The 18,539-nt window shown below is 75.1% G+C and carries 18 protein-coding genes; 6 read left to right on the top strand and 12 right to left on the bottom strand.

Translation table 11 applies throughout. The features are described 5' to 3' along the window. Window positions 1–38: 38 nt before the first annotated feature. Both ACZ6Y7_RS12250 and ACZ6Y7_RS12245 read right to left on the bottom strand, forming a co-directional pair. Complete coding sequence (locus tag ACZ6Y7_RS12250; RefSeq protein ID WP_465757810.1) at window positions 39–443, bottom strand: DUF2267 domain-containing protein; 405 nt, start codon at window positions 441–443, stop codon at window positions 39–41. Window positions 444–804: 361 nt separating this feature from the next. Next, window positions 805–1,239 (bottom strand): Hsp20/alpha crystallin family protein, encoded by a 435-nt coding sequence (locus ACZ6Y7_RS12245; RefSeq protein WP_465757809.1) that lies wholly within the window; start codon window positions 1,237–1,239, stop codon window positions 805–807. A gap of 110 nt (window positions 1,240–1,349) precedes the next feature. On the opposite strand from ACZ6Y7_RS12245, the gene ACZ6Y7_RS12240 reads away from it, so the two are divergent. Next, window positions 1,350–2,048, top strand: a complete 699-nt coding sequence (locus ACZ6Y7_RS12240) for a hypothetical protein (protein WP_465757808.1) — start codon at window positions 1,350–1,352, stop codon at window positions 2,046–2,048. Then, window positions 2,023–2,355: a hypothetical protein gene (locus tag ACZ6Y7_RS12235; protein ID WP_465757807.1), complete on the top strand. Its 333-nt coding sequence runs from the start codon at window positions 2,023–2,025 to the stop codon at window positions 2,353–2,355. Before ACZ6Y7_RS12240 ends, ACZ6Y7_RS12235 begins: the two co-directional genes overlap by 26 nt. 442 nt (window positions 2,356–2,797) lie before the next feature. On the opposite strand, the gene ACZ6Y7_RS12230 is transcribed toward ACZ6Y7_RS12235, so the two are convergent. Together ACZ6Y7_RS12230 and ACZ6Y7_RS12225 are read right to left on the bottom strand one after the other, a co-directional pair. Next, window positions 2,798–4,117: an MFS transporter gene (locus ACZ6Y7_RS12230; RefSeq protein ID WP_465757806.1), complete on the bottom strand. Its 1,320-nt coding sequence runs from the start codon at window positions 4,115–4,117 to the stop codon at window positions 2,798–2,800. Between the two features lie 173 nt (window positions 4,118–4,290). Then, a complete protein-coding gene (locus ACZ6Y7_RS12225; protein ID WP_465757805.1) occupies window positions 4,291–4,884 on the bottom strand; it encodes an ArsR/SmtB family transcription factor in 594 nt (197 codons plus the stop codon). Window positions 4,885–5,364: 480 nt separating this feature from the next. On the opposite strand from ACZ6Y7_RS12225, the gene ACZ6Y7_RS12220 reads away from it, so the two are divergent. The 3 genes from ACZ6Y7_RS12220 to ACZ6Y7_RS12210 all read left to right on the top strand — a co-directional run bounded on the left by ACZ6Y7_RS12220 (window position 5,365) and on the right by ACZ6Y7_RS12210 (window position 7,979). Continuing rightward, a complete protein-coding gene (locus tag ACZ6Y7_RS12220) occupies window positions 5,365–5,784 on the top strand; it encodes a VOC family protein (protein WP_465757804.1) in 420 nt (139 codons plus the stop codon). Between the two features lie 379 nt (window positions 5,785–6,163). After that, a complete protein-coding gene (locus ACZ6Y7_RS12215; protein WP_465757803.1) occupies window positions 6,164–6,544 on the top strand; it encodes a hypothetical protein in 381 nt (126 codons plus the stop codon). A 673-nt stretch (window positions 6,545–7,217) separates the two neighbouring features. Continuing rightward, window positions 7,218–7,979: a bestrophin-like domain gene (locus ACZ6Y7_RS12210; RefSeq protein ID WP_465757802.1), complete on the top strand. Its 762-nt coding sequence runs from the start codon at window positions 7,218–7,220 to the stop codon at window positions 7,977–7,979. A 94-nt stretch (window positions 7,980–8,073) separates the two neighbouring features. Here ACZ6Y7_RS12210 and ACZ6Y7_RS12205 read toward each other — a convergent pair whose 3' ends face one another. Both ACZ6Y7_RS12205 and ACZ6Y7_RS12200 read right to left on the bottom strand, forming a co-directional pair. After that, window positions 8,074–11,013, bottom strand: a complete 2,940-nt coding sequence (locus tag ACZ6Y7_RS12205; protein WP_465757801.1) for an RNA repair domain-containing protein — start codon at window positions 11,011–11,013, stop codon at window positions 8,074–8,076. After that, window positions 11,013–12,782 (bottom strand): RNA ligase family protein, encoded by a 1,770-nt coding sequence (locus ACZ6Y7_RS12200; RefSeq protein WP_465757800.1) that lies wholly within the window; start codon window positions 12,780–12,782, stop codon window positions 11,013–11,015. Before ACZ6Y7_RS12200 ends, ACZ6Y7_RS12205 begins: the two co-directional genes overlap by 1 nt. Window positions 12,783–13,051: 269 nt before the next feature. Here ACZ6Y7_RS12200 and ACZ6Y7_RS12195 point away from each other — a divergent pair, with 269 nt between their 5' ends. Then, entirely contained in the window at window positions 13,052–13,837 is a 786-nt protein-coding gene (locus tag ACZ6Y7_RS12195; protein WP_465757799.1) for a class I SAM-dependent methyltransferase, read from the top strand. An 85-nt stretch (window positions 13,838–13,922) separates the two neighbouring features. Here ACZ6Y7_RS12195 and ACZ6Y7_RS12190 read toward each other — a convergent pair whose 3' ends face one another. From ACZ6Y7_RS12190 to ACZ6Y7_RS12165, 6 genes are read right to left on the bottom strand one after another with little or no spacing between them, the layout of a single operon-like run. After that, window positions 13,923–14,516, bottom strand: coding sequence for a class I SAM-dependent methyltransferase (locus ACZ6Y7_RS12190; protein ID WP_465757798.1), 594 nt, complete (start codon window positions 14,514–14,516; stop codon window positions 13,923–13,925). A gap of 36 nt (window positions 14,517–14,552) precedes the next feature. Beyond that, window positions 14,553–14,798: a hypothetical protein gene (locus ACZ6Y7_RS12185; protein ID WP_465757797.1), complete on the bottom strand. Its 246-nt coding sequence runs from the start codon at window positions 14,796–14,798 to the stop codon at window positions 14,553–14,555. 1 nt (window position 14,799) lies between these two features. Further along, window positions 14,800–15,285 carry an NUDIX domain-containing protein gene (locus tag ACZ6Y7_RS12180; protein ID WP_465757796.1) on the bottom strand — a complete coding sequence of 162 codons (486 nt, stop codon included), beginning with the start codon at window positions 15,283–15,285 and terminating at the stop codon, window positions 14,800–14,802. A 33-nt stretch (window positions 15,286–15,318) separates the two neighbouring features. Beyond that, window positions 15,319–16,206: a phosphotransferase family protein gene (locus ACZ6Y7_RS12175; protein ID WP_465757795.1), complete on the bottom strand. Its 888-nt coding sequence runs from the start codon at window positions 16,204–16,206 to the stop codon at window positions 15,319–15,321. Then, complete coding sequence (locus ACZ6Y7_RS12170; RefSeq protein WP_465757794.1) at window positions 16,203–16,685, bottom strand: NUDIX hydrolase; 483 nt, start codon at window positions 16,683–16,685, stop codon at window positions 16,203–16,205. Before ACZ6Y7_RS12170 ends, ACZ6Y7_RS12175 begins: the two co-directional genes overlap by 4 nt. Then, a complete protein-coding gene (locus ACZ6Y7_RS12165; protein WP_465757793.1) occupies window positions 16,682–18,055 on the bottom strand; it encodes an NUDIX hydrolase in 1,374 nt (457 codons plus the stop codon). Before ACZ6Y7_RS12165 ends, ACZ6Y7_RS12170 begins: the two co-directional genes overlap by 4 nt. Window positions 18,056–18,539 lie beyond the last annotated feature (484 nt).

Genomic DNA, 18,539 nt, shown 5'->3' with positions numbered 1-18,539 from the left:
CTGGCCGCCGACGGGTCGGCGGCGGTGCGAGGGGGTGATCAGGGTCGTTCGCCCGCGCTCGGGCGGCCGAAGAGGAGGTCGTAGCCGGGCGGCAGCTGCAGCAGGACGCGCTGGGTGAGGTCGTCGCCGGCGGTGTCGGCCACCGTGGACAGCACGGCTCCGATGTCCCACAGGGCGGTGGCCTCGGTGGCGCCCTCGATCCAGGCCGCGGTCGCGCGCACGAAGCGTTCCTGGCTGAGCGGCTCGGCGGCCTGCAAGGGGTTGAGCAGGATCAGGGCCATGGTCTCCGGCAGGCGGCTGGCCAGTTCCGCGCGCACGTCGCCGACCAGGTGGGCGCCGAGCAGGGCCAGGACGACCCGGGCGACCCGTTCGGCCTCCTGCGGGGTGTCGTACTCACCGCGTTCCTGGACCTCCTCCAGGAACGCCTCCCATCGAAGGGTCACCGCGGATCTCCCTCCGTCTCGACCGGCGCGTCTGGCGCGTCCGGTGCGACTCGTGCCGGGCAGGGCAGGGCAGGGCAGGGCAGGGCTTGGCAGGGCGGGGCGGGGCGAGGCTTGGCGGGGTGGGGCAGGGCTTGGCGGCCGCGCGCCGGAGCGGACAGGCGGGTTCCTAGAGCCGGACGGCGCGGGCCGCACGACGCGGGGGCAGCCGGCCACGCGCAGGACCGGACGCCCGTCGCGGCGGTAGGCCCGGGGCGGGCCCGGACGAGGGCGCCCGGGCCCGCGCGGTCGGGGTGTTCCGCGCCGCCCCTTCGAGTCGAGGGGGAGAGATCAGGGGAGGCGCGGAACGGCATCGGGGGGCCGGTCAGGCCTGGATCTCCTTGCGGTCGCCGCGGCGGGTGATCGCGACCTTGCGGGGCTTGGCCTTCTCGGCGACCGGGATCTTCAGGGTCAGCACGCCGGCGTCGTAGTCGGCGGTGATCCCGGTGGGGTCGAGGGTGTCGGAGAGCATGACCTGGCGGGAGAACACGCCGAGCGGACGCTCGGACAGCTCCCACTTCACGCCCTCGCCCTCCTGGCGGGGCCGGCGCTCGGCCTTGACGGTCACCATGTTCCGCTCGACGTCGATGTCGATCGCGTCCGGGTCCACGCCGGGCAGGTCGAAGCAGATGACGTACTCGTCGCCGGTCCGGTAGGCGTCCAGCGGCATCGGTGCCGGACGCGACCAGGTGCCGGTGTTGCCCAGGAACTGCTGGGTCAGACGGTCCAGGTCGCGGAACGGGTCAGTGCGCAGCAGCATCGCGAAACACCTCCATTGATCGAACGGGTGCCAGTGCGCTTTCACCTGACACCTTTCTAGCGTGTCATCCATCCGATGACAAGTCGTGGTGTCGCCTATAGAGTGACTGCATGAGTGAGAAGTCCCGCAGAGCCGCCGCCGACCCTTCCCGACCGGTCGAGCCGGTCGAGCCCGCGTCGTTCCTGGCGGCCGCAGCGGCGCTGTCCGCCATCGACGACGCCGTCCGCGCCGCCCGCAACCCCGCGTCCCAGCCCCCGAGCGCCCCCGAGGCGCAGGAAGGCCCCGAGCAGGCGTTGGCCGCCCTGGTGCTGCTGCGCGAGCTGCGCGCCGAACTCGCCGGCTGGGAAGCCGGCCTGGTGGAGACCGCCCGCGCGGCCGGCGCCACCTGGGCCGAGCTGGCCCGCCCGATGGGCGTCGCCAGTCGCCAGGCCGCCGAGAACCGCTACCTGCGCCTCAAGCCCGCGGCCGGCGGCGCGAAGCGGGCCGCAACCGGCGCCGAACGCGTGAAGGCCGTCCGCGACCGCCGCGCCGCCGACCGGACGATCACCGCCTGGGCCCGGGACAACGCCGCCGAGCTACGCGTCCTCGCCGCCCAGATCACCGTGACCGCACTCGACCCCGGCGCCCGCCCCGCCCAGGCCGCCCTGACCGCCGCCCTCGGCACCACCGACCCGGCCGACCTCATAGCGCCCCTGGTGGCCATCCGCCCCCACCTGGGCGCCGGCCAGGACGATCTCGCCGCCCGTCTCGACGCCCTCACCCACCACACCACCCGGCTCCGCGATGACAGCGACCGACGCCGCGCCTGACCCGGTGGCCGCCGCCGAAAGGCGCTGGCAGGACCTCCTGGACCGGATCCACGACCTCGAAGCACGCATGACCGCCACCACGAGCGCCACCAGTGCGGCCCTCGACGCCCACCTCGCCCGGCTCGACGTCCTGCGCCACCACCTCGCCCAGCCCACCTGGCTGCTCCCCGCCCCCGATCCCGCGACCCCGCCCGTCCAGCCACCTCAGGGCACTGCCGTCCTGGACGGAGCCCGCCTCCCCTCCCCGCCGCCCCGAGCGGAAACGCGACCGACGACCGCCGCGGACTCCGGGACCGTCACGCGGTGACCACAGAGCCCGCAGCGGTCGTCCCCCCGCGCATCGTCGTGCCGCCGCCCGGAACCAGGACCGGCGCGGACTGCCGGCGCGCCGTCGGCGGACGGGGCTGGTCGAGCAGGCTGTGCACCAAGTCCATTGCGCGTGCGGAGAGTTGGGAGGACTCATGCGGCCGGGAGGTCGAGACCGGCTGCCCGTGGGCTGCGCGACCGAGGGCGATCACCAGGTCGAGACGGGTGGCGGGATCCTCCTCCGTCTCCCCGCGCGCCAGGAGTGCCGGCAGGGTCGACTCCCCGGCGCTGTCGCAGCCGCCGACCCGTAGTTGTGCCGCAGCGCGGCCCAGTCGATCGTGTCCAGGCCGTCCGTCGGTCCGGCCGTCGGCGTGTCGGCCGGCCCGTCCGTCAGTCTGTCCCCCATGCCCCCGGGACCTTGGCGCGCTCGCCCTGGCCGGTCATCAGGCTTTCGTGGCCGTGGCGGCGGCGGCAGCGGCGGTCGCAGCCTGCCGCCGGGGAAGTTCGGCGCGCCGGACGGTGGTGGAGGCCAGGGCGGCGGCCGCGCCCAGACCGGAGAGCGCGCCGCAGCCGAGGAAGACCGGGGCCGCTCCCCAGGCGCCGATGGCGGCGCCGACCGCCGGATAGCTGAGCGGAGCGAGGCCGAGCATGGCGAGCATCACCACGGAGGTGACCCGGCCGATGTAGCCGGGATCCGTTGCCGTCTGGATGAGCGCGTGGGTCAGGCTGCCGGACGTGCCGGCGGCCAGTCCGACCAGGGCGGCCAGCACAGCGGCCGTCCACAGGCCCGGGACCAGGCCCATCGCCGCCGCGCCCGCGCTCGCCACGAGCAGGGTGCCCGCCGTGGTCAGGCCCGCCCGAGGCAGCCGGCCGAGGACCGTGAGCAGCGCGGCGCCGGCCGTGGCCCCGATGCCGAAGCAGCTGACGATCCAGCCGTAGCCGGACGGTCCCCAGCCGCGTTCGGCGTTGAGGAGGACCATGCCGACGTTGAGGGTGCCGGACAGGCCGAGCTCGCAGACGGCTCCGATGGCGACCAGCGGTCCGATCAGGCGGTGGCGGCGGAGGTAGCGCAGGCCGTCGAGCAGCTCCTCGCGTGCGCTGCCGCCGCCCTGGGGTGACGTGGCGTCCGACGGCGCCTCGACCGGTCCGCCGGGCCGTACCCGCAGCGTCAGCAGGAGCGGCAGGGAGAGCGCGAACAGCAGCCCGGCGACGCCGAACGCGGCGGCCGGGCCGCCCAGGCCCATCGCCAGGCCGCCGACCGGCGGACCCGCGATCTGGCCGAACCGCATCGACAGCGCACGCATGCCGGTGACCCGGGCGAGCTGGTCCGGGCTGATGATCCGGGGCGGCAGGGCGCCGACGGCGGGGACGAACAGCGCGTCCACGGCACCGAAGACCAGCGCCACCGCGACCAGCAGCCACAGGGCGGGCGCGGTCAGCGCCATGCCGGCCGCCACCGCGAGGATGAGCGCGCAGCGCACGGCGTCGCTCCCGAGGATCACCCGTCGGGGGTCCAGTCGGTCCGCCAGCACGCCGCCGCCCAGCATCAGCGCCGCACGCGGGAGCGCCCCGGCGGCCATGACCAGGCCGACCTCGGCCGGGCCGGCTGCCTGCTGGGCCGACCAGCCGAGCGCGACGAAGTAGACACTGTCGCCCACCAGCGAGGCGGTGGAGGCGCCGAGCCAGCGCAGCACGTTCCCGTCGCGGTGCGCGGGCGGCGCGGTGGCGCCGGGCGGGGGGAGGAGGGTGTCCGGGACGGTCATGGGGGTGCTCCGGTTCGCTGTGGTGGGCCGGCACGGGGGCTGAGCGGGGTCCGGTGCTCAGCCGCTGCTCTTGGACGGCGCCCTCGGACGACGCTTTCAGGTGGCGCTCTCGGGTGGCGCTCTCAGGTGGCGCTTTCAGGTGGCACGCTCAGGCGTTGCCGCGGACGGCGCCCTCAGGGCCGGAACGGGAATCCGTACAGGTGGACGGACACGTGCTCGCGGTTCTCGGTGTCCCCGGCGGCCCTGGCGGCCTTGCCGCGCTCCCGCCAGCGCCGCGACAGTTGCTGCAACTCCTCACCGAGCTCGGCGAGTTCGGCGGGGTTGAGGTCGAGCAGCCACTCGGCGCTGAAGGCCGCGTCGGTCCACTCCGGGCCCCAGGCGGCGGTCTGGTCCAGGTAGGCGCGGTACTGGGCGGCACGGGAGTCGACCATCCCGCGGGTGACCGCACCCACCGCGGCCGCCCCTTCGGGAGTGCCCGCGAGGTCGGACTCCCGGAAGCCCCACCCCTCCTCCGAGGCGACCTGCCACCACCGCTCCCGCCCGTCCCTGCTCCGGCCGCTCGCCTCGACCACGAAGTCGTGCTCGGCGAGCTTGCGCAGGTGGTAGCTGACCAACGACGGCGCCTCGCCGACCTGTTCGGCGAGCTGCGAGGCCGTGGCACTGCCCGCCGCGTACAGCAGCCGGTAGAGCTGCATCCGCAGCGGGTTGGTGAACGCCTTCAGGCGGGACAGGTCGGTGATCCGGTCGGGCGCGGGCTTCTGCGGCATGGGCCCACCGTAGATCCGAAGGGAAATTTGCGCAATAAACATTTCAGACCTCACGCCGCAGTCCCGGCCGCGTGTGGGGCCGGGCCTGCCCGGGGGCCGCAGGGCTCGCCCGGTGGCCACATCAACCTCTTTGCTGTGTAAGGTATTTGTGACTCGGCAGGGCAGCTGTCCCGTCGGTGCGGAGCCTGGTGCTCAGGGCGGCCAATGAGCCAACTCCGCTTGTCGCGGACAAGAGCGATGCCGGGGAGTCGGGGAACGGCTCGGGGTGACGCAGCGTCCCGGTGATCGATCGATGGCCACCGAGCAAGGCCGACGCGGGTGCGTCGGCCGGGAAGGTACGTCCGTGCTCACCGTAGGCAGCGGCACCACCGCCGGCGGGGCATCGCCGCTGGACGACATCCCTCGGGAGGACGCCCGCCTGACGCCGGCTGCGGCGCCGGAAGCCGTCCCGCCGGTCGAACCGGCCCCGGCGGTGGCAGGATGACCCGGCCGATCGGCGGAATGCTGCACCACGTCGAGATCCGGGTGCCCGACCTGGAGCGGGCCGTGGTCTCCTTCGGCTGGCTCCTGGAGGCCCTGGGCTACACGCTCTTCCAGAGCTGGAGCAACGGCCGCAGCCGGCGTCTCGCAGCGACCTACCTGGTCGTCGAGCAGTCCCCCGCCCTCACCGCCGACCGGCATGACCGGTGCCGGCCCGGGCTGAACCATCTGGCGTTCCACCTCGAGGACCACCACACCGTGGACGCGTTGGTCGCCGAAGCGCCCCGGCACGGCTGGAGCCTGATGTTCCCCGACCGCCACCCGCACGCCGGCGGCGACCAGAGCTACGCCGCGTACCTGGAGAACACGGACGGCTTCGAGGTCGAACTCGTCGCCGTCAACGCGCCTGAACCAGGCTGACGGCGAGCGCCCAGCCGCGAGTGCTGACGGCAGCTCCACGGGCGGGACCGGCGGCGCCGGCGAGGGGGAGGCGCGGGCGTAGGCCTCACGGCGGTCTCGCCGCCGTTTACCCCTGTCGGTGTAATCGGCGCGGCTCAATGCCGGAGGGAAGGCGTGTCGGAAGGGCGCAGGCTGCCTTTCTGACCGTAACTAGATCATATGCCTGGCTGGAAACTGTCCCTCTCTGCGGCTGCCGCCGGCCTGGTGCTGGCCGGCTCGGCCGTGAGTCCGCCTTCGGCCGGCCCGGTCGCCGGGCTCTCCGACGGGCCGGGGACGGAAGGACCGGCCACCTCGGCAACGTCTGGACCACCTGCGTGCGGAGTCGGTGTTCCCGGGGCCGGTGTTCCGGCGCCTGGCGCGCCTGGAGGTTCTGGCGCGCCTGGAGGTCCTGGTGTGCCTGGAGGTCCTGGTGCTCCCGGGACCGGCGTTCCTGGGTCGGGGGTTCCTGTGCCTGGTGCTCCTGGTGCGGGGGTTCCTGGGCCTGGCGTTCCTGGGCCGGGGGCTGCTGCGCCCGGTGTTCCGGTCCCTGGTGTTCCTGGGCCTGCGCTGCCGGGGTCTGGCGTTGCCGAGCCCGGTGCTGCGCCCGGGGCTCCTGGGCCTGGCGTTGCCGGCCCCGGCGCCCCTGCGCCCGGGGGACCGGCCCCCGGCGCGAGGGTACCTGGTGCTCCTGCAGGTGGGGGTGCGGCCGTCGGTGGTGTCGGAGCCGGCGGCGCTTCCGTAGCCGGTGCTCCGGGAGCGGGTGCTGGTGTCCCTGCTGCCGGAGCACCTGCGGCTGGCGCTTCGGGATCGGGGGCTGCGGGTGCCGGTGGTGTGGTTGGCGCCGGTGGCCAGGGCGGTGGCGGCGCGCCGGCGGCCGGCGGACCTGCGGCTGGTGCTCCGGGGGCCGGAGGTGGTGCCGCTGCCGGCGTCGCTGCCGCCGGGGCGCCCGCAGCCGGTGCTCCGGGCACGGGTGCCGGTGGCCTGGCGCCTGGTGCGCCATCCGTCGGGGTTCCCGCCATGGGAGCGCCCGCCGCGGGGGGACCGGCCGGTGCGGCGAGCGTGCCCGGAGCGGGCTCCTCCGGTACCGCGGTCGGCGGGAACGGGCGGAACCCGGCGAAGAGTTCGCCGAGCGCTTCACCGAGCGCTTCGCCGAAGGCGTCCGGTACCCCCTCGCCGAGCGCGTCCGGTACCGCCTCGCCGAGGCCGTCCGCCTCGCCCGGCGCGCATGCCGGGGGAGGGCAGGGGCAGCCGTCGCCCCTCCTGCGTTCCGGCCCCTTCGACCACGGCATCGCTCCGCTGCCGCGTAGCGCCGTCGTCCTGTTCTTCCTGTTCCTGTTCGTTCCCGCGATCGCCGCCGCGGCCATCGCGTGGCGTCGCCGTAGGCGCCGCCCGACCGACCGAAGCGCGAGGGGCCCGTGGGACACGTGATCGGACTGCTCGCCATCGTCGCCGGATTCGTCGTCATCGCCGGGGGCGGCGTCCTGCTCAACGCCCGCAGGGCCAGGCGGTCGGAGCCGACCGCGGAAGCGCGCGACGACACCGCCGAGTACCTGACGATGATGGTCGGCGTCCTGTACGCCCTGGTGCTGGGCGTCGCGCTGGTCTGGGTGTGGGAGGCCAAGGACGACGCCTACTCCAACATCAGCGCCGAGGCGGGGGCACTGCACCAGACGTATCTGCTCGCCGACGGGCTGCCGCCGACCGTCGCTCGGCAGGTCCATCAGGCGGCGGACACCTACGCCACGTACGTCCGGACCGAGGAATGGCCGCTGATGGCGCAGGACAAGCCGCTGGGCGCGCGGGGCTGGACCCTCCTGCACGACGTGCAGACGGCATGGACGTCCTTCGAGCCCACCACCAACGCGCAGCAGCTGGTGGGCCAACTGGCGGTCGGGCAGATCTCCGTCGCCTACCAGGCCCGCCACGGTCGTGAGGCGGCCGGGGGCCGGGGCATGTCGGGCGTGATGTGGTTCGGCCTGCTCGCCGGTGGTGCGCTCACCCTGGGCCTGATGTTCCTCTTCGGGGTCGAGCGGACCGGCACCCATCTGGTGCTGGCCTTGGGCTTCACCTGCCTCATCGCCTTCATGCTCGTCCTCATCTACGCCTTGAACTCCCCCTTCGGAGGCCCGCTCGGCCTGGATCCGGCGTCCTTCGCCGATGTGGGCGTCGGCGGCTGAAACGGGCGGCGTCTGCTGAGGGGGACCCCGAGGTCGCGGACACGGGCCCCGAACGGCACGGGCCCCGAACGCGCGAGGCCCGGCCGTCAGGGGGTCAGCGGGTGAGGGTGGGGACGGCGCCGCCTTCGACGTGGTGGATGTGGACGCCCGGGAGGTGGCGGGACCAGGTGGTGGCGATGGGGGTGAGCTGGTGGGCGGTCAGAGGTGTGGGGCCGAGGCCGATGGGGTAGTGGCGGAGGCCGTCCGGGGTGCGGTAGGGGTGGGGCCAGGCGTGGAGGTGGGTGGCGCCGGCTTCCTCCAGGGCGGTGAGGAGGCCGCGGAGGCGGCCCCGGACCAGGCCGAGGGACGCGTCGCCGGTGGTGACCACGGCCCAGGCGGCGTGGCGGCGGTGGAGCGGGGGTGCGGCGAGCAGGGCGGGCCAGGGGTCGTCGAGTTCGGCGGTGAGTTCCCAGGCGCGGTAGAGCTCTTCGGTGAGCAGGTCGAGGGTGTCGGCGCTGACCTGGGTGGTGCAACTGCGCACGGGGGAGGAGGGGGTGAGGACGGTGATCGGTGACCGACCGCCCATCGGATCCCCGGTGAGGGAGACCGGTTGGCTCCAGTCTCGGCCCGCCCAGGTTTCGGCGAAGCGCGGGAACAGGTCGTCGCCGGTCGTGCCGTCGTCGTCCAGGACGGTGCGTGCGGCGAGCACCGACCAGGCGAGGGAGGGGAGTTGCCCGAAGGGGGCCGAGTCCAGGCCGCGGGCGCGGGCCCAGGCCTTGACCTGGCGGGCCAGGCGGACGAAGCGGTCGTGGCGGTCGCCGAGCGCCGTCAGGATCGCCTCGGCGTCGGTGACGGCGCTCAGCGCGACGGCCTCCGCCTCGCCCGACTCGGCGCGGCGGGCGACGGCCTGGGCCGGGTCGAGGGAGCCGGTGAAGACGACCACGAGGTCGACGGAGAGTCCGTCCGCCTCCATGCGCAGCCCGGGGACGCGGGCGCCGCGCACCTCGCGCAGGTGTCGGGCGTCGGGGAGGGCGGCGGCGATCCGGCTGCGGGTGCCCGGCAGGTCGGCCGGGCCGGGCAGGGCCGCTACCAGGTCCAGGTCGGCGCCGTCCAACTGGCAGCCCAGCCGTCGGGAGCCGACGACGTGGACGGCGGCCTCCGGAAGCGCCGCGGCGATGCGGTCGGCCACGTGGCGTGCCAGAGCGGTGCGTTGGGCCGGCTCGGGCCGGGGCGAGGCGGCCGGTTCCTCGGGCACCGGGCGGACCTCGCCCGTGCCCAGCGAGATCACCGCGCGCGGCCGCATCGGTTCGGTGCCGCGGCGGGAGAGCACCACCAGCTCGCCGACCCGGGCCGTGGTTCCACCGAGCCGGGCCGCGCACTCGGCGGCCACCCGCTGCGGATCGTCGCTGCGCCCGAGGGTGAGGTGCGGGGTGAAGCCCTCGGCCCGGCCGCGGCAGCGCGGGAAGCGGCGTTCCAGCGCGTGGCGCAGCGCCGCCCACGGCTCGGCGGAGGCGGCGGCCGGGTCCAGCCAGACGGTGGCGTCCTCGCGGTGGCCGAAGGTGTGCACGCCGTCCAACCGTGCCGTGAACGGGGCGACTTCGGCGGCGGCCGCGCCGAGCAGCGGCAGGGCGCGGTCGAACTCGGCCTCCGGGACGAAGCCGAACAGCAGGTTGACGTGCGGGGGCCAGCGGCGCAGCTGCGGGTCGTGCGCGGCGCGCAGCTGCTGGATCGGCGGCCACAGCTCCTCGGGCGGCAGCCAGGCGACGGCGGTGCGGGCGGTGGGCGCGGCGTCGAGGACGTCGGGCGCGTCGCCGGTGGCCGGGCCCGCCGTCGGGCTCGTGCCGTCGAGGGTGAGGTCCACGGCCACGCCGTAGTGGTCGGAGGGGTGCAGTCCGTCGGGGCTGGGGCGGTCGCCGAGCAGGGCGGCGGCGGTGACGCGGGTGGTGTCGGCGCGGTGCAGGACGCGGTCGAGTCGGCCCGGGCGGCCGGTCAGCGAGGAGACGGCGGCGAGCGGGTTGGCGGTGGGGTCGAAGGTGGGGGTGTGGTCGGCGGGGCCGTGCAGCTGCGTCCAGGCGTCGCGCAGGCCGAGCGCGGCGGCGGGGCCGTCGGGGCCGGAGCGGGCGTCGTTGAAGTCGCCGAGCAGCAGTAGTTCGCCCTCGATGCCGGACAATCCCTCGGCCAGTCGGGCGAGTTCGGCTTCGCGGCGGGCCTGCCCGTCGGGTGAGTGGTCGCTGCTGAGGTGGACGCAGGCCACAGTGAGCGGCTCGCTGCCGGTCCCCACGGTGATCGCGGTGACGGCCTTGTGCGGGCCGAGCGCGTGCCGGCCCGCTTCCAGCACGGGCAGCCGGCTGAGCAGCAGCAGGCCGTGCTCGTCGACCTCGCGCCCGAGCGGGTCGGCGTCGAGGGTGTACCCGGCGCGGACCCAGGGCGCGGCCAGCAGCAGCGTGACCAGGGCGGGCTCGACCTCCTGCAGGGCGATGACGTCGGCGTCGGCGGCCTCCAGCGCGGCGAGGAGCAGCGGGCGGCGGCGGGCGGTGGCGATCCGGGGGGCGTCGTAGCGGTCCCACAGGGTGTTCCAGGTGACCACGCGCAGGCTGGTGCGGACCGCGCTCCGGGCGGTCTCCGGCGTCGCGGCCCGCCAGCCGCCGTCCGACTGCGGTTCGCGCTCGGGTTCGCGCTCCCGGTCCCGGTTCCGGTGCCGATCCCCTTCGCGTTCGCGTTCACGGTCGCGTCCACGGCCGGGGCTGGCGCCGCGCTGCCAGCGGTACGGCGTCGTCGCGGTGAAGAACGGCGAGGGCAGTCGGCGCGGTTCGGTGCGGCGGCCGGCCCCGGTGGTGTCGAGCACGTCGGTGCCGGAGGCGCGGTCCCAGACCACGACGCCGTCGGCCTCCACCCAGTGCACCCGGTGCCACGGGATGTCGCCGGAGGCGGCGAAGGCCTCCAGCGGGACCCGCTTGGTGCGGTCGTCGCGCTGGCGCACGCCCAGGGTGAACCGGGCCGGGTCGAAGCGGGCGTCCCAGCGGATGCGCTGGCAGATCTGTTCGATGGGACGCATCAGTCCTCCTCGGCGTCGAGCGTGCCCGCCGTGTCCTCCACGGTGCCACCGGCGCCGACGTACCAGGTGCGGTGCGCCTGGCCGGGGTAGGGCGGGCTGAAGCGGTACAGCTGCGCGGTGAGCACCTCGGCCGGCACCGGGTGTGGGCGTACGGCGTTGCGGCGCAGCAGTTCGTCCTCGTCGACCACCAGCACCACGTGGGTGATCAGGGCGTCCCGGCGCTGCGCGACGGCGTGGACGTGGGAGCGCTGTTGGCGGTTGAGGGAGGTGGCGTCCCAGACCGTCGTGCTCCCGCCGCGCTCGCCGGCGGAGGCCGGCCCCGGGCAGGCGGGGGCGGCGAGGGCGGCGTCCAGTCGGGCCAGGCCCTCGCGCAGCACCTCGGCGTTGTCGCGCTGGTCGGCCCGGGAGCCCCGGGCGGCGCGCAGGTCGTCCAGGCTGATCCGGGCGGTGACGCCGGTGAGCCCGGCGGCGAAGCTGCTCTTGCCGCTGCCGGAGGGGCCGCACAGGTGGACCAGCCGGGGGAAGCGGCCGTCCCGCCAGCGCCAGGCGGCCGCGACCGCCTCCTCGGCGGTGGAGACCCGGCCGAGCGCGTACGCCTCGCGCGCCTGCGCCCAGCAGCGGTCGGCGGCGTCCCGGTCGAGGCCGGCGAGCGCCTCGCGCAGGCCGGTGCGCAGCCGGGCGAGCGGCGCCTGCGGGGAGACGTCGAGCAGCCCGGCGTCCTCGGCGTGCAGCGCGGACCAGGCGACCTGCTCGCGCGCCGGCTGCCCGGGGGCGGCGGCCGCGGCGACGGCGTGCAGCACCCCGAGGTCGGCGGCGCAGGAGAGCCGGACCAGCCCGGCGCGGCGCTCCTCGTCCGGGTACGGCTGGTGCAGCCCGGGGTGCAGCCCGACCAGGTCGGCGACCCGGCGGGCCAGCGGCAGGCCGAGCGGCCTGGCCAGCCGTGGGGCCAGCGACGGCCGGCGCTCGCCGCGCAGCGCGGTGGCCAGCACGCCGGCCAGCCGGGCGTCCCCGCCGCGGCCGAGCTCGTCCAGTCGCGTCGACACCTCCGCCAACTCCTCTGATGAGCAGGAGATTTCGGGCATTCCCAGGGCGGTGGCCAGGGAGGGGACGTCGGGCAGCGCGCCGGACCGTACGGACCACAGCGCGGCGCCCTGGCCGAGCCCGTTCTCCACCACCGCGGCGTGCATCCAGTGGGTGTCGGTGCGCACGTGGTGCGGGCGGACCCACTTGGCGACCCGCTCGCCGAACTCCGCCCGGGCGAAGCCCCGGACGGTCCGTACGACGTAGCCCTCCTGTCGCTCCAGGTCCAACCTGAGTGCGCGCAGGGCCCGTTCGTCGTAGCGGCCGCGCCACAGCACCCGGGGCGCCGGGACGCCGAGGCGGCGCAGGAAGCGGACGGTGTCGTCCCAGTCCAGGCAGTGGTCGCGGTCCGTCCAGACCGAGAAGCCGTAGAACCAGCTCTCCAGGTCGTCGTAGGGGATCGAGTGCCGGGCGAACAGGTTCTCGCCGCAGATCCGCCAGCCGTCCGGGATCCGTGCGCCGATCCGGCCCTGCAGGCCCTTCACCCAGGCGCGGGAGGGGTGGTGGGCCGAGTCCAGGGAGCGGGCGTGCAGGCCGTCGGAGTAGAGGGTGGTGTTCTCGCCGTCGAGCTTCTCGGTGACGACGACCTCCGCGCCGGTCAGTGCGGTGAGGTCCCCGGTCCGGACGTCGTCCGCGGACGCCCCGGGGGACCAGGGCAGATGCGGGGTCCGGGGGTAGTGCACACGCATGTCCGGGCTCCTGTGAACGGTGGTGATCCGCCGGACACTGTAGGAGCCGCCGTTCGGCCGGGGCCACCGATTATGCGGGGCGGCGAGCGGCCGGGGCGAGGGGGGCGCGCAGCGCCGCCGACCGGCCGTGGCGTGCGGCGATGCCGCCGGCGACCGGCCCGCGCGACACGCGGGCAGGAACGTCCCTGCACCCGGACGGCAGTACGCCGGGGTGCACTGGCCGGGGGGCGTCGGAGAAGGTCGTCAGGGAACGAGAGGGAGGCCGCACGGTGGAGACCAGGACGAGGGACGCGGACCCGGTCCGCGTGCTGGACGTGGCCGGCGCCGATTACCGCCGGGCGTTCGAGCTGTTCCTGGCCGGGACGGATGAGAAACCCGTCACCCACGCCCGGCTGGGCGAACTCGTCGCGGCCCTGCCGCACCGCCGGGTCCTGCTCGACCTCGGCGCCGGTGACGGCCGCACCACCGCCTACCTGGCCCGGCACTTCGAGCGCACCGTGGCCGTCGAGCCCAGCGCGGCGATGCGCGAGAAGCTCCGCGTCACCTGCCCCGAGGCGCTCGTCCTCCCGGACCGGCTCGACGAGGCCCGGCCGCCCGAGCCCGCCGACCTCGTCCACCTCTCGCACGTGCTCTACTACGTGCCCGAGCAGGACTGGTTCGCCACCGTCAGCCGCGCCCTGGACTGGACGGCCCCCGGCGGCACCCTCCTGGTCGTCCTGCAGAACCCGCAGAGCCCCTGCATGCGGATGGCCGCCCACTTCACCGGTGTCCGCTACGACCTCGGCCCGCTCGCCGACCGCCTGCGCGACCGGCACCCCGCGGACGACGTCGCCCTCGAATCGCTCGACCTGCACTACCGCACGCCCCACCTCGCCGAGGCCGTGGACGTCGCCGAGTTCATGGTCAACGTCGCCGACCTGGCCACCCTCGACCCCCGCCCCGCCCGCGCCGAGCTGACCGCGTACGTGCAGGACCACTTCACCCGCTCCGACGGCGGCTACGCCATCGGCCACACCCAGGACATGCTGATCGTCCGCCGCGCCCCGGCCGCCTGACCGCCGGGGCGACGCCGGGCCGACGAACTGCTCGGGTGGGAGGAAGGCGGTCATCGCGCCCGCCCGCCGGGGCCGGGGCGCAGCGTCATGAAGCCGTCGAGGGGTTCGAAGCCGAGGGAGCGGTAGAGGCGTGCGCCGGCGGCGGTGGCGCGCAGCTCGACCGATCCGCAGCCGCGGTCCTGGAGGGCTTCGACGAGGGCTGTGGTGACGGCGCGGCCGTGTCCGCGCCTCCCGACCGGCGCGCTGGCGTTCGGCGATCGGGGTGGTGACGAGGAGTCGGCCGCCGGGGGCGAGGAGGCGGCGCGCGCAGGCGACGGGTCGGCACGAGGTCGACGAACGGGAGGAACAACCGGCAGGTGACGAGGTCGAAGGTGCCGGGCGGGAGCAGGGCCAGGCCGCCGCGGTCGGTGTCGAGGAGCCGGAAGTCGAGGCCGTCACGGTCCGGGTGCCGCTTCTGGGCGGTGGGGATGGCGGCCTGGGAGAAGTCGACGCCTGTGGTGGTGAAGCCCAGGGTATGGAGGGCGGCGGCGTACTCGCCGGTGCCGCAACCCAGGTCGAGGGCCCGATGGCCGGTGCCCGGGCCGAGGTGCTCGGCGAGCAGCGCGACCTCCTTCTCGGCGACGGGCCGGAAGCCCTTGCCCCGCTGGTAGTGGTCGCTCCAGTGGGCGGCGGCGGACACGGCCGCTCCTCTCGGTCGGGGGGCGTAGCGGGCGGGTCAGCCGGCGGAAGAGAGGCCGGGCGGTTGCCGTGGTCCGGGAGCCAGGCGCTCCAGCAGCCGCTCCACGCTGCCGTCGGGCCGGTAGAGCGTGCGGTAGGCGTACGGGTGCCGCCCGCCGGGGAGCGTGGCGACGCCCTCGTCGGTGACGGTGCGGCCCTGGGTGATGGCGAGCAGCCGCAGGTCGGCGTCCGCTGGCAGGGACGCCTGGTCGCCCGTGGGCGGTCGGCGGTGGCGGCCGGGCATCTCAGGCCCCGACCAGGGCGCGCAGGTCCTCGGTGGCGCCCCAGCCGTAGGTGGAGAAGCCCCGCCCGTCGCCGGCGAGGTAGGCGGTGAGGGCGGCGTGGGAGGTGGGGAACATCGGGGTGGGCAGCGCGGAGGCGTCCATCCACCGGACGGCGAGGTGCTTGTCCGGCTCGGTGTTCGTCAGCTCGCCCTGCCAGGACGTCGCGGCGAACACCGAGAGCAGGAACGGGCCCTGGCCGTCCCACCCGGCCCTGACCTGGATGGTGTGGACCAGCCGCAGCTGAGCGGGGTCGACGACCAGGCCCGCCTCCTCGCGCAGTTCGCGGGCGGCGGCCTCGTCGAGGCGTTCGCCCTCCTCGGCCTTGCCGCCCGGGATGGTCCAGGCGGGGACCGTGGACCAGGTGTCGTTGGCGTAGTGGACGCAGGCGACCTTGCCCGCCTCCTCGTCGTGGACGATGACGCAGACGGCCTGGCGCAGGGATTGCATGGGTGCTCCAACCGGTAGGGAGAGAAGGGGTTTTCACGCAACGTGGTTCGCGTCACGGAGCAGGTCGAGGACGGTGCGGGCGTAGCCGATGACCTCCTCGTCCCGGTGGTGGTCCAGGGCCCAGCGCAGGGCGGCGGGGCAGTCGATCGCCGCCCACGCTCGGCACGCGGCCCGTTCCTGCGGGGTGAGGTCGCGCCCGTACCCGGCGGTGAACGCTGCACGCAGGTCGGGCCGGTGCGGTGTGAGCTGAAGGGTGACGCGCATCAGGTCGCGCCGGGCCGGGGCCTCGACCTGGCTGCGTTCGAAGTCGATGACGCCGAGTGTCAACCGGTCGCCGTCGCGGCGCACGAGCCAGTTCCGCGGGCCGAAGTCGCCGTGGCAGTAGGCGAGTGCGGTGGGTGGGGGTTCGGTGCGGGTGGCCTCGGCCAGGACCGCGATGTCCCCGGCCGGCAGGCGGGCGTCGCGGGCGCGCGCCAGGGCCCTTGCGCGTTCCCGGGCCCAGGGCAGGTACTCGCCGACGGGGGCGCCGGCCGTCGGCTGTGCGTGGATCGCGGCCAGGAGCTGCCCGGCCTGCCGGTACACCTCCTGCTCCTCGGCGGGGGTGAGGCTGGTGCTGATGGCCGGGGTGCCGGGCAGGGCGGTGGTGACCACGAGCAGCGAGGCGGCGTCGGCGGCCGGCAGCGACGGCGCCCCGCCCTCGCCGAGGGCCGGGGCGAGCAGGCGGTAGGCGGCGGTCTCCCGCTCGTGCATCAGCGCGTTCTTGTGGCGCTTGGCGAAGAGACCGCGCCCGCCCGCGTCGACCACCTCCCAGACACTCGGGTGTCCGGCGCGGTCGTGGGAGCGGACACCCAGCAACTCGTAGGGTCCTGCGGTCTCGCGCAGCAGCCGGTCCACGTCGTCCGGGACGGTCCGGGCGTTCACGCCGGCCAGCCGACGGTGGACAGGGTGCCGCCGCGAGCGATCTCGGCGAGCGCGTGGGCGGTGTAGGGCACGGTGTCGGCCGGGAGCCGGTCGAGCGGCCAGTAGCGCAGCGCTCCGCACTTGTGCGGTTCGGCATTGCGGACCCGGCCCTCGTGGCGGGCGGGGCGGAAGAACAGCTGGAGGCGGCTGCGGCCGTCGTCGGCGTCGAGGTGGTGCAGGGTGTGGACGAGCGCGAGGTCGTCCTCGGCGATGAGGATGCCGAGTTCCTCCTCGGCCTCGCGGACCATCGACCGGGTGACCGTCTCGCCGGGCTCCATGTGCCCGGCCGGCAGGTGCCACAGCCCGTCCGCGTAAGCGGTGTTGCGGCGCCGGCCGAGCAGCACGGTGCCGCCGTCGAGCAGGACGAGGTGCACGCCGACGACCAGGGTCGGCGGCTCCGCCCTGGTGGCGGAGGGCCCGGTGCCGTCGACCGGATTCACGCCGGCCCCCCGGACGGCAGGCCGGCCGCCTCGGCCAGCATCGGCAGGTAGTGCCGCAGGTAGGGCGGGACCTTCAGGTCGAGCACCTCGTCGAGCGGGACCATGCGTACGGCCAGGCCCTCGTCCCCGAGGCGCAGCTCGCTCTCGTCACCGTCCCAGACCGTGTGTACGACGCGGGTGAGCGGGTGTACGAGGTCGTGCTGCGGGCCCGGCACCGGCCGGATTCCGGTGACCGTGATCCCGGCCTCCTCGCGGACCTCCCGGGCCGCGGTCTGCTCGGGCGTCTCGTCCGCCTCGCGCCATCCGCCGATCGGCGTCCAGTGACCGGGCCAGGCGATGCCGGGCTTGTCGTCGCGCTGGTGCATCAGCACCCGCCCGGCCGGGTCGGTGACGAAGAGCATGATGCCTTCGAAGTCGTCGACCGGGGCGGGTCGTTCGAAGTAGAGCGCCGTGCCGCAGCGGTGGGCGCGCAGGATCTGCAGGAGCCGCCGGTAGCGGTCCGGCTCCATGAGCGATCCCCAGTCGTGGGCGGTCTCGAACCGCCACTCGGTGTGCTCGGAGGGGTCGAGGCGGATCCGGGTCTGCTGCTCGGGCGTGAGGGTGCCGCCGTCGAAGACGTAGCCGCAGACCGGCACGGGGTACTCGGTGCCGGCCTGTTCGTGGATGACGGCGACCAGGCGACGCCGGGCAAGCACGTCGGGGTTCTCGGCGGCGAGGTCGAGTCCCAGCTCCTCCTCGGCCTCCCGCAGGGCGGTGGTGAAGGGCGTCTCGCCGTGCTCGACGTTGCCGCCGGGGAAGTTCCACACGTCCGGGTTGATGGTCGAGCGCATTCCGAGGACGCGGCCCTGCGGGTCGGTGACGAGGAGGCAGCCGTAGGAGCTGGGTCGGGCGATGGTGGTGAGGTAGCCGCCGACGGGCCGCCAGCCCGGGATGCCCAGGCGCCGGTTGAGCCACTCGATCACCGTGCGCTGACCGTCGCCGGTCGGCGGCAGGGCACTCGGGTCCGCCCACCGGTGGTCGTCGTGGTCCGGTGAGAGGGCGATCCCGGTGCCGTCGGGCACGGTGGTGGTGAAGACGAACTGGCGCACGCGCTGCCCGCGCTGGTCGGTGAAGTCGAGATGCCGCGCGTACTCCAGCGGCAGGCCGGTGAGTCCGGTCCCTTCGGCCAGCTCGCGGGCCGCGCCGTCGGGCACCGTCTCGCGCTCCTCCCGGGCGCCGCCGGGGTACTCCCACAGGCCCGGCAGGACGTCGTGCGGGGACCTGCGGATCATCAGGATCCGTCCTGAGGCGTCCCGGACCACGACGCCGACGCCGATCCGTTCGATGCCTTCGCGCGTGGCGAGGTCGGTGAGGACGTCGAAGTCGATCACTGGGCGGGCTCCTCGGCGTCGCGGGCCGGCGCGGTCGGCCGGCGGGAAGGCGTGGTGCCGGTGGTCGGGCCGGCGGGGTTGTCCACGAAGACCTCCTGGGGTGGCTGGTGTTCGAGCGCGCGAAGCCTGACGTCGGCGATGAGCGCGGCAAGTACGCACTCATAAGCCGGAGTTGGACGGGCTCGCGGGAGCGGCGGTGACTGATGATGGTGCTGTTCGAATGCGGCGCTCAAGCGGATTCCCTCCGGGCGAGCCCGGGTCGAACGGGGACTTTTCGAGCACCTCTCGGGCGTGGTCGAGGGCGTCCTCCAGCGGGCCGCGCAGGGCGCCCGGCAGCGTCGTGGAGCCCAGTGCGCAGGCGGCGAGAGCCCGTTCGAGTGCGGCCCTCCGGGGCGGGTCGAGACGGCGTCGGACGCCCTCGTGGGTGAGGAGGTCGCGCAGCGCGTAGCCGTCGCCTGATTCACCCGTTCGGCTGGTCAGGTGC

This window comes from Kitasatospora sp. NPDC053308, assembly GCF_055585785.1.
Note: the sequence above shows the minus strand (reverse complement) of the source record. Positions and strands in the feature narration are given on the sequence as shown.

Coding starts and splice junctions, on each gene's coding strand:
- ACZ6Y7_RS12245 (WP_465757809.1), bottom strand. CDS start 1,239: ATGCTGCTGCGCACTGACCCGTTCCGCGACCTGGACCGTCTGACCCAG.
- ACZ6Y7_RS12240 (WP_465757808.1), top strand. CDS start 1,350: ATGAGTGAGAAGTCCCGCAGAGCCGCCGCCGACCCTTCCCGACCGGTC.
- ACZ6Y7_RS12235 (WP_465757807.1), top strand. CDS start 2,023: ATGACAGCGACCGACGCCGCGCCTGACCCGGTGGCCGCCGCCGAAAGG.
- ACZ6Y7_RS12230 (WP_465757806.1), bottom strand. CDS start 4,117: ATGACCGTCCCGGACACCCTCCTCCCCCCGCCCGGCGCCACCGCGCCG.
- ACZ6Y7_RS12225 (WP_465757805.1), bottom strand. CDS start 4,884: ATGCCGCAGAAGCCCGCGCCCGACCGGATCACCGACCTGTCCCGCCTG.
- ACZ6Y7_RS12220 (WP_465757804.1), top strand. CDS start 5,365: ATGACCCGGCCGATCGGCGGAATGCTGCACCACGTCGAGATCCGGGTG.
- ACZ6Y7_RS12205 (WP_465757801.1), bottom strand. CDS start 11,013: ATGCGTCCCATCGAACAGATCTGCCAGCGCATCCGCTGGGACGCCCGC.
- ACZ6Y7_RS12200 (WP_465757800.1), bottom strand. CDS start 12,782: ATGCGTGTGCACTACCCCCGGACCCCGCATCTGCCCTGGTCCCCCGGG.
- ACZ6Y7_RS12185 (WP_465757797.1), bottom strand. CDS start 14,798: ATGCCCGGCCGCCACCGCCGACCGCCCACGGGCGACCAGGCGTCCCTG.
- ACZ6Y7_RS12180 (WP_465757796.1), bottom strand. CDS start 15,285: ATGCAATCCCTGCGCCAGGCCGTCTGCGTCATCGTCCACGACGAGGAG.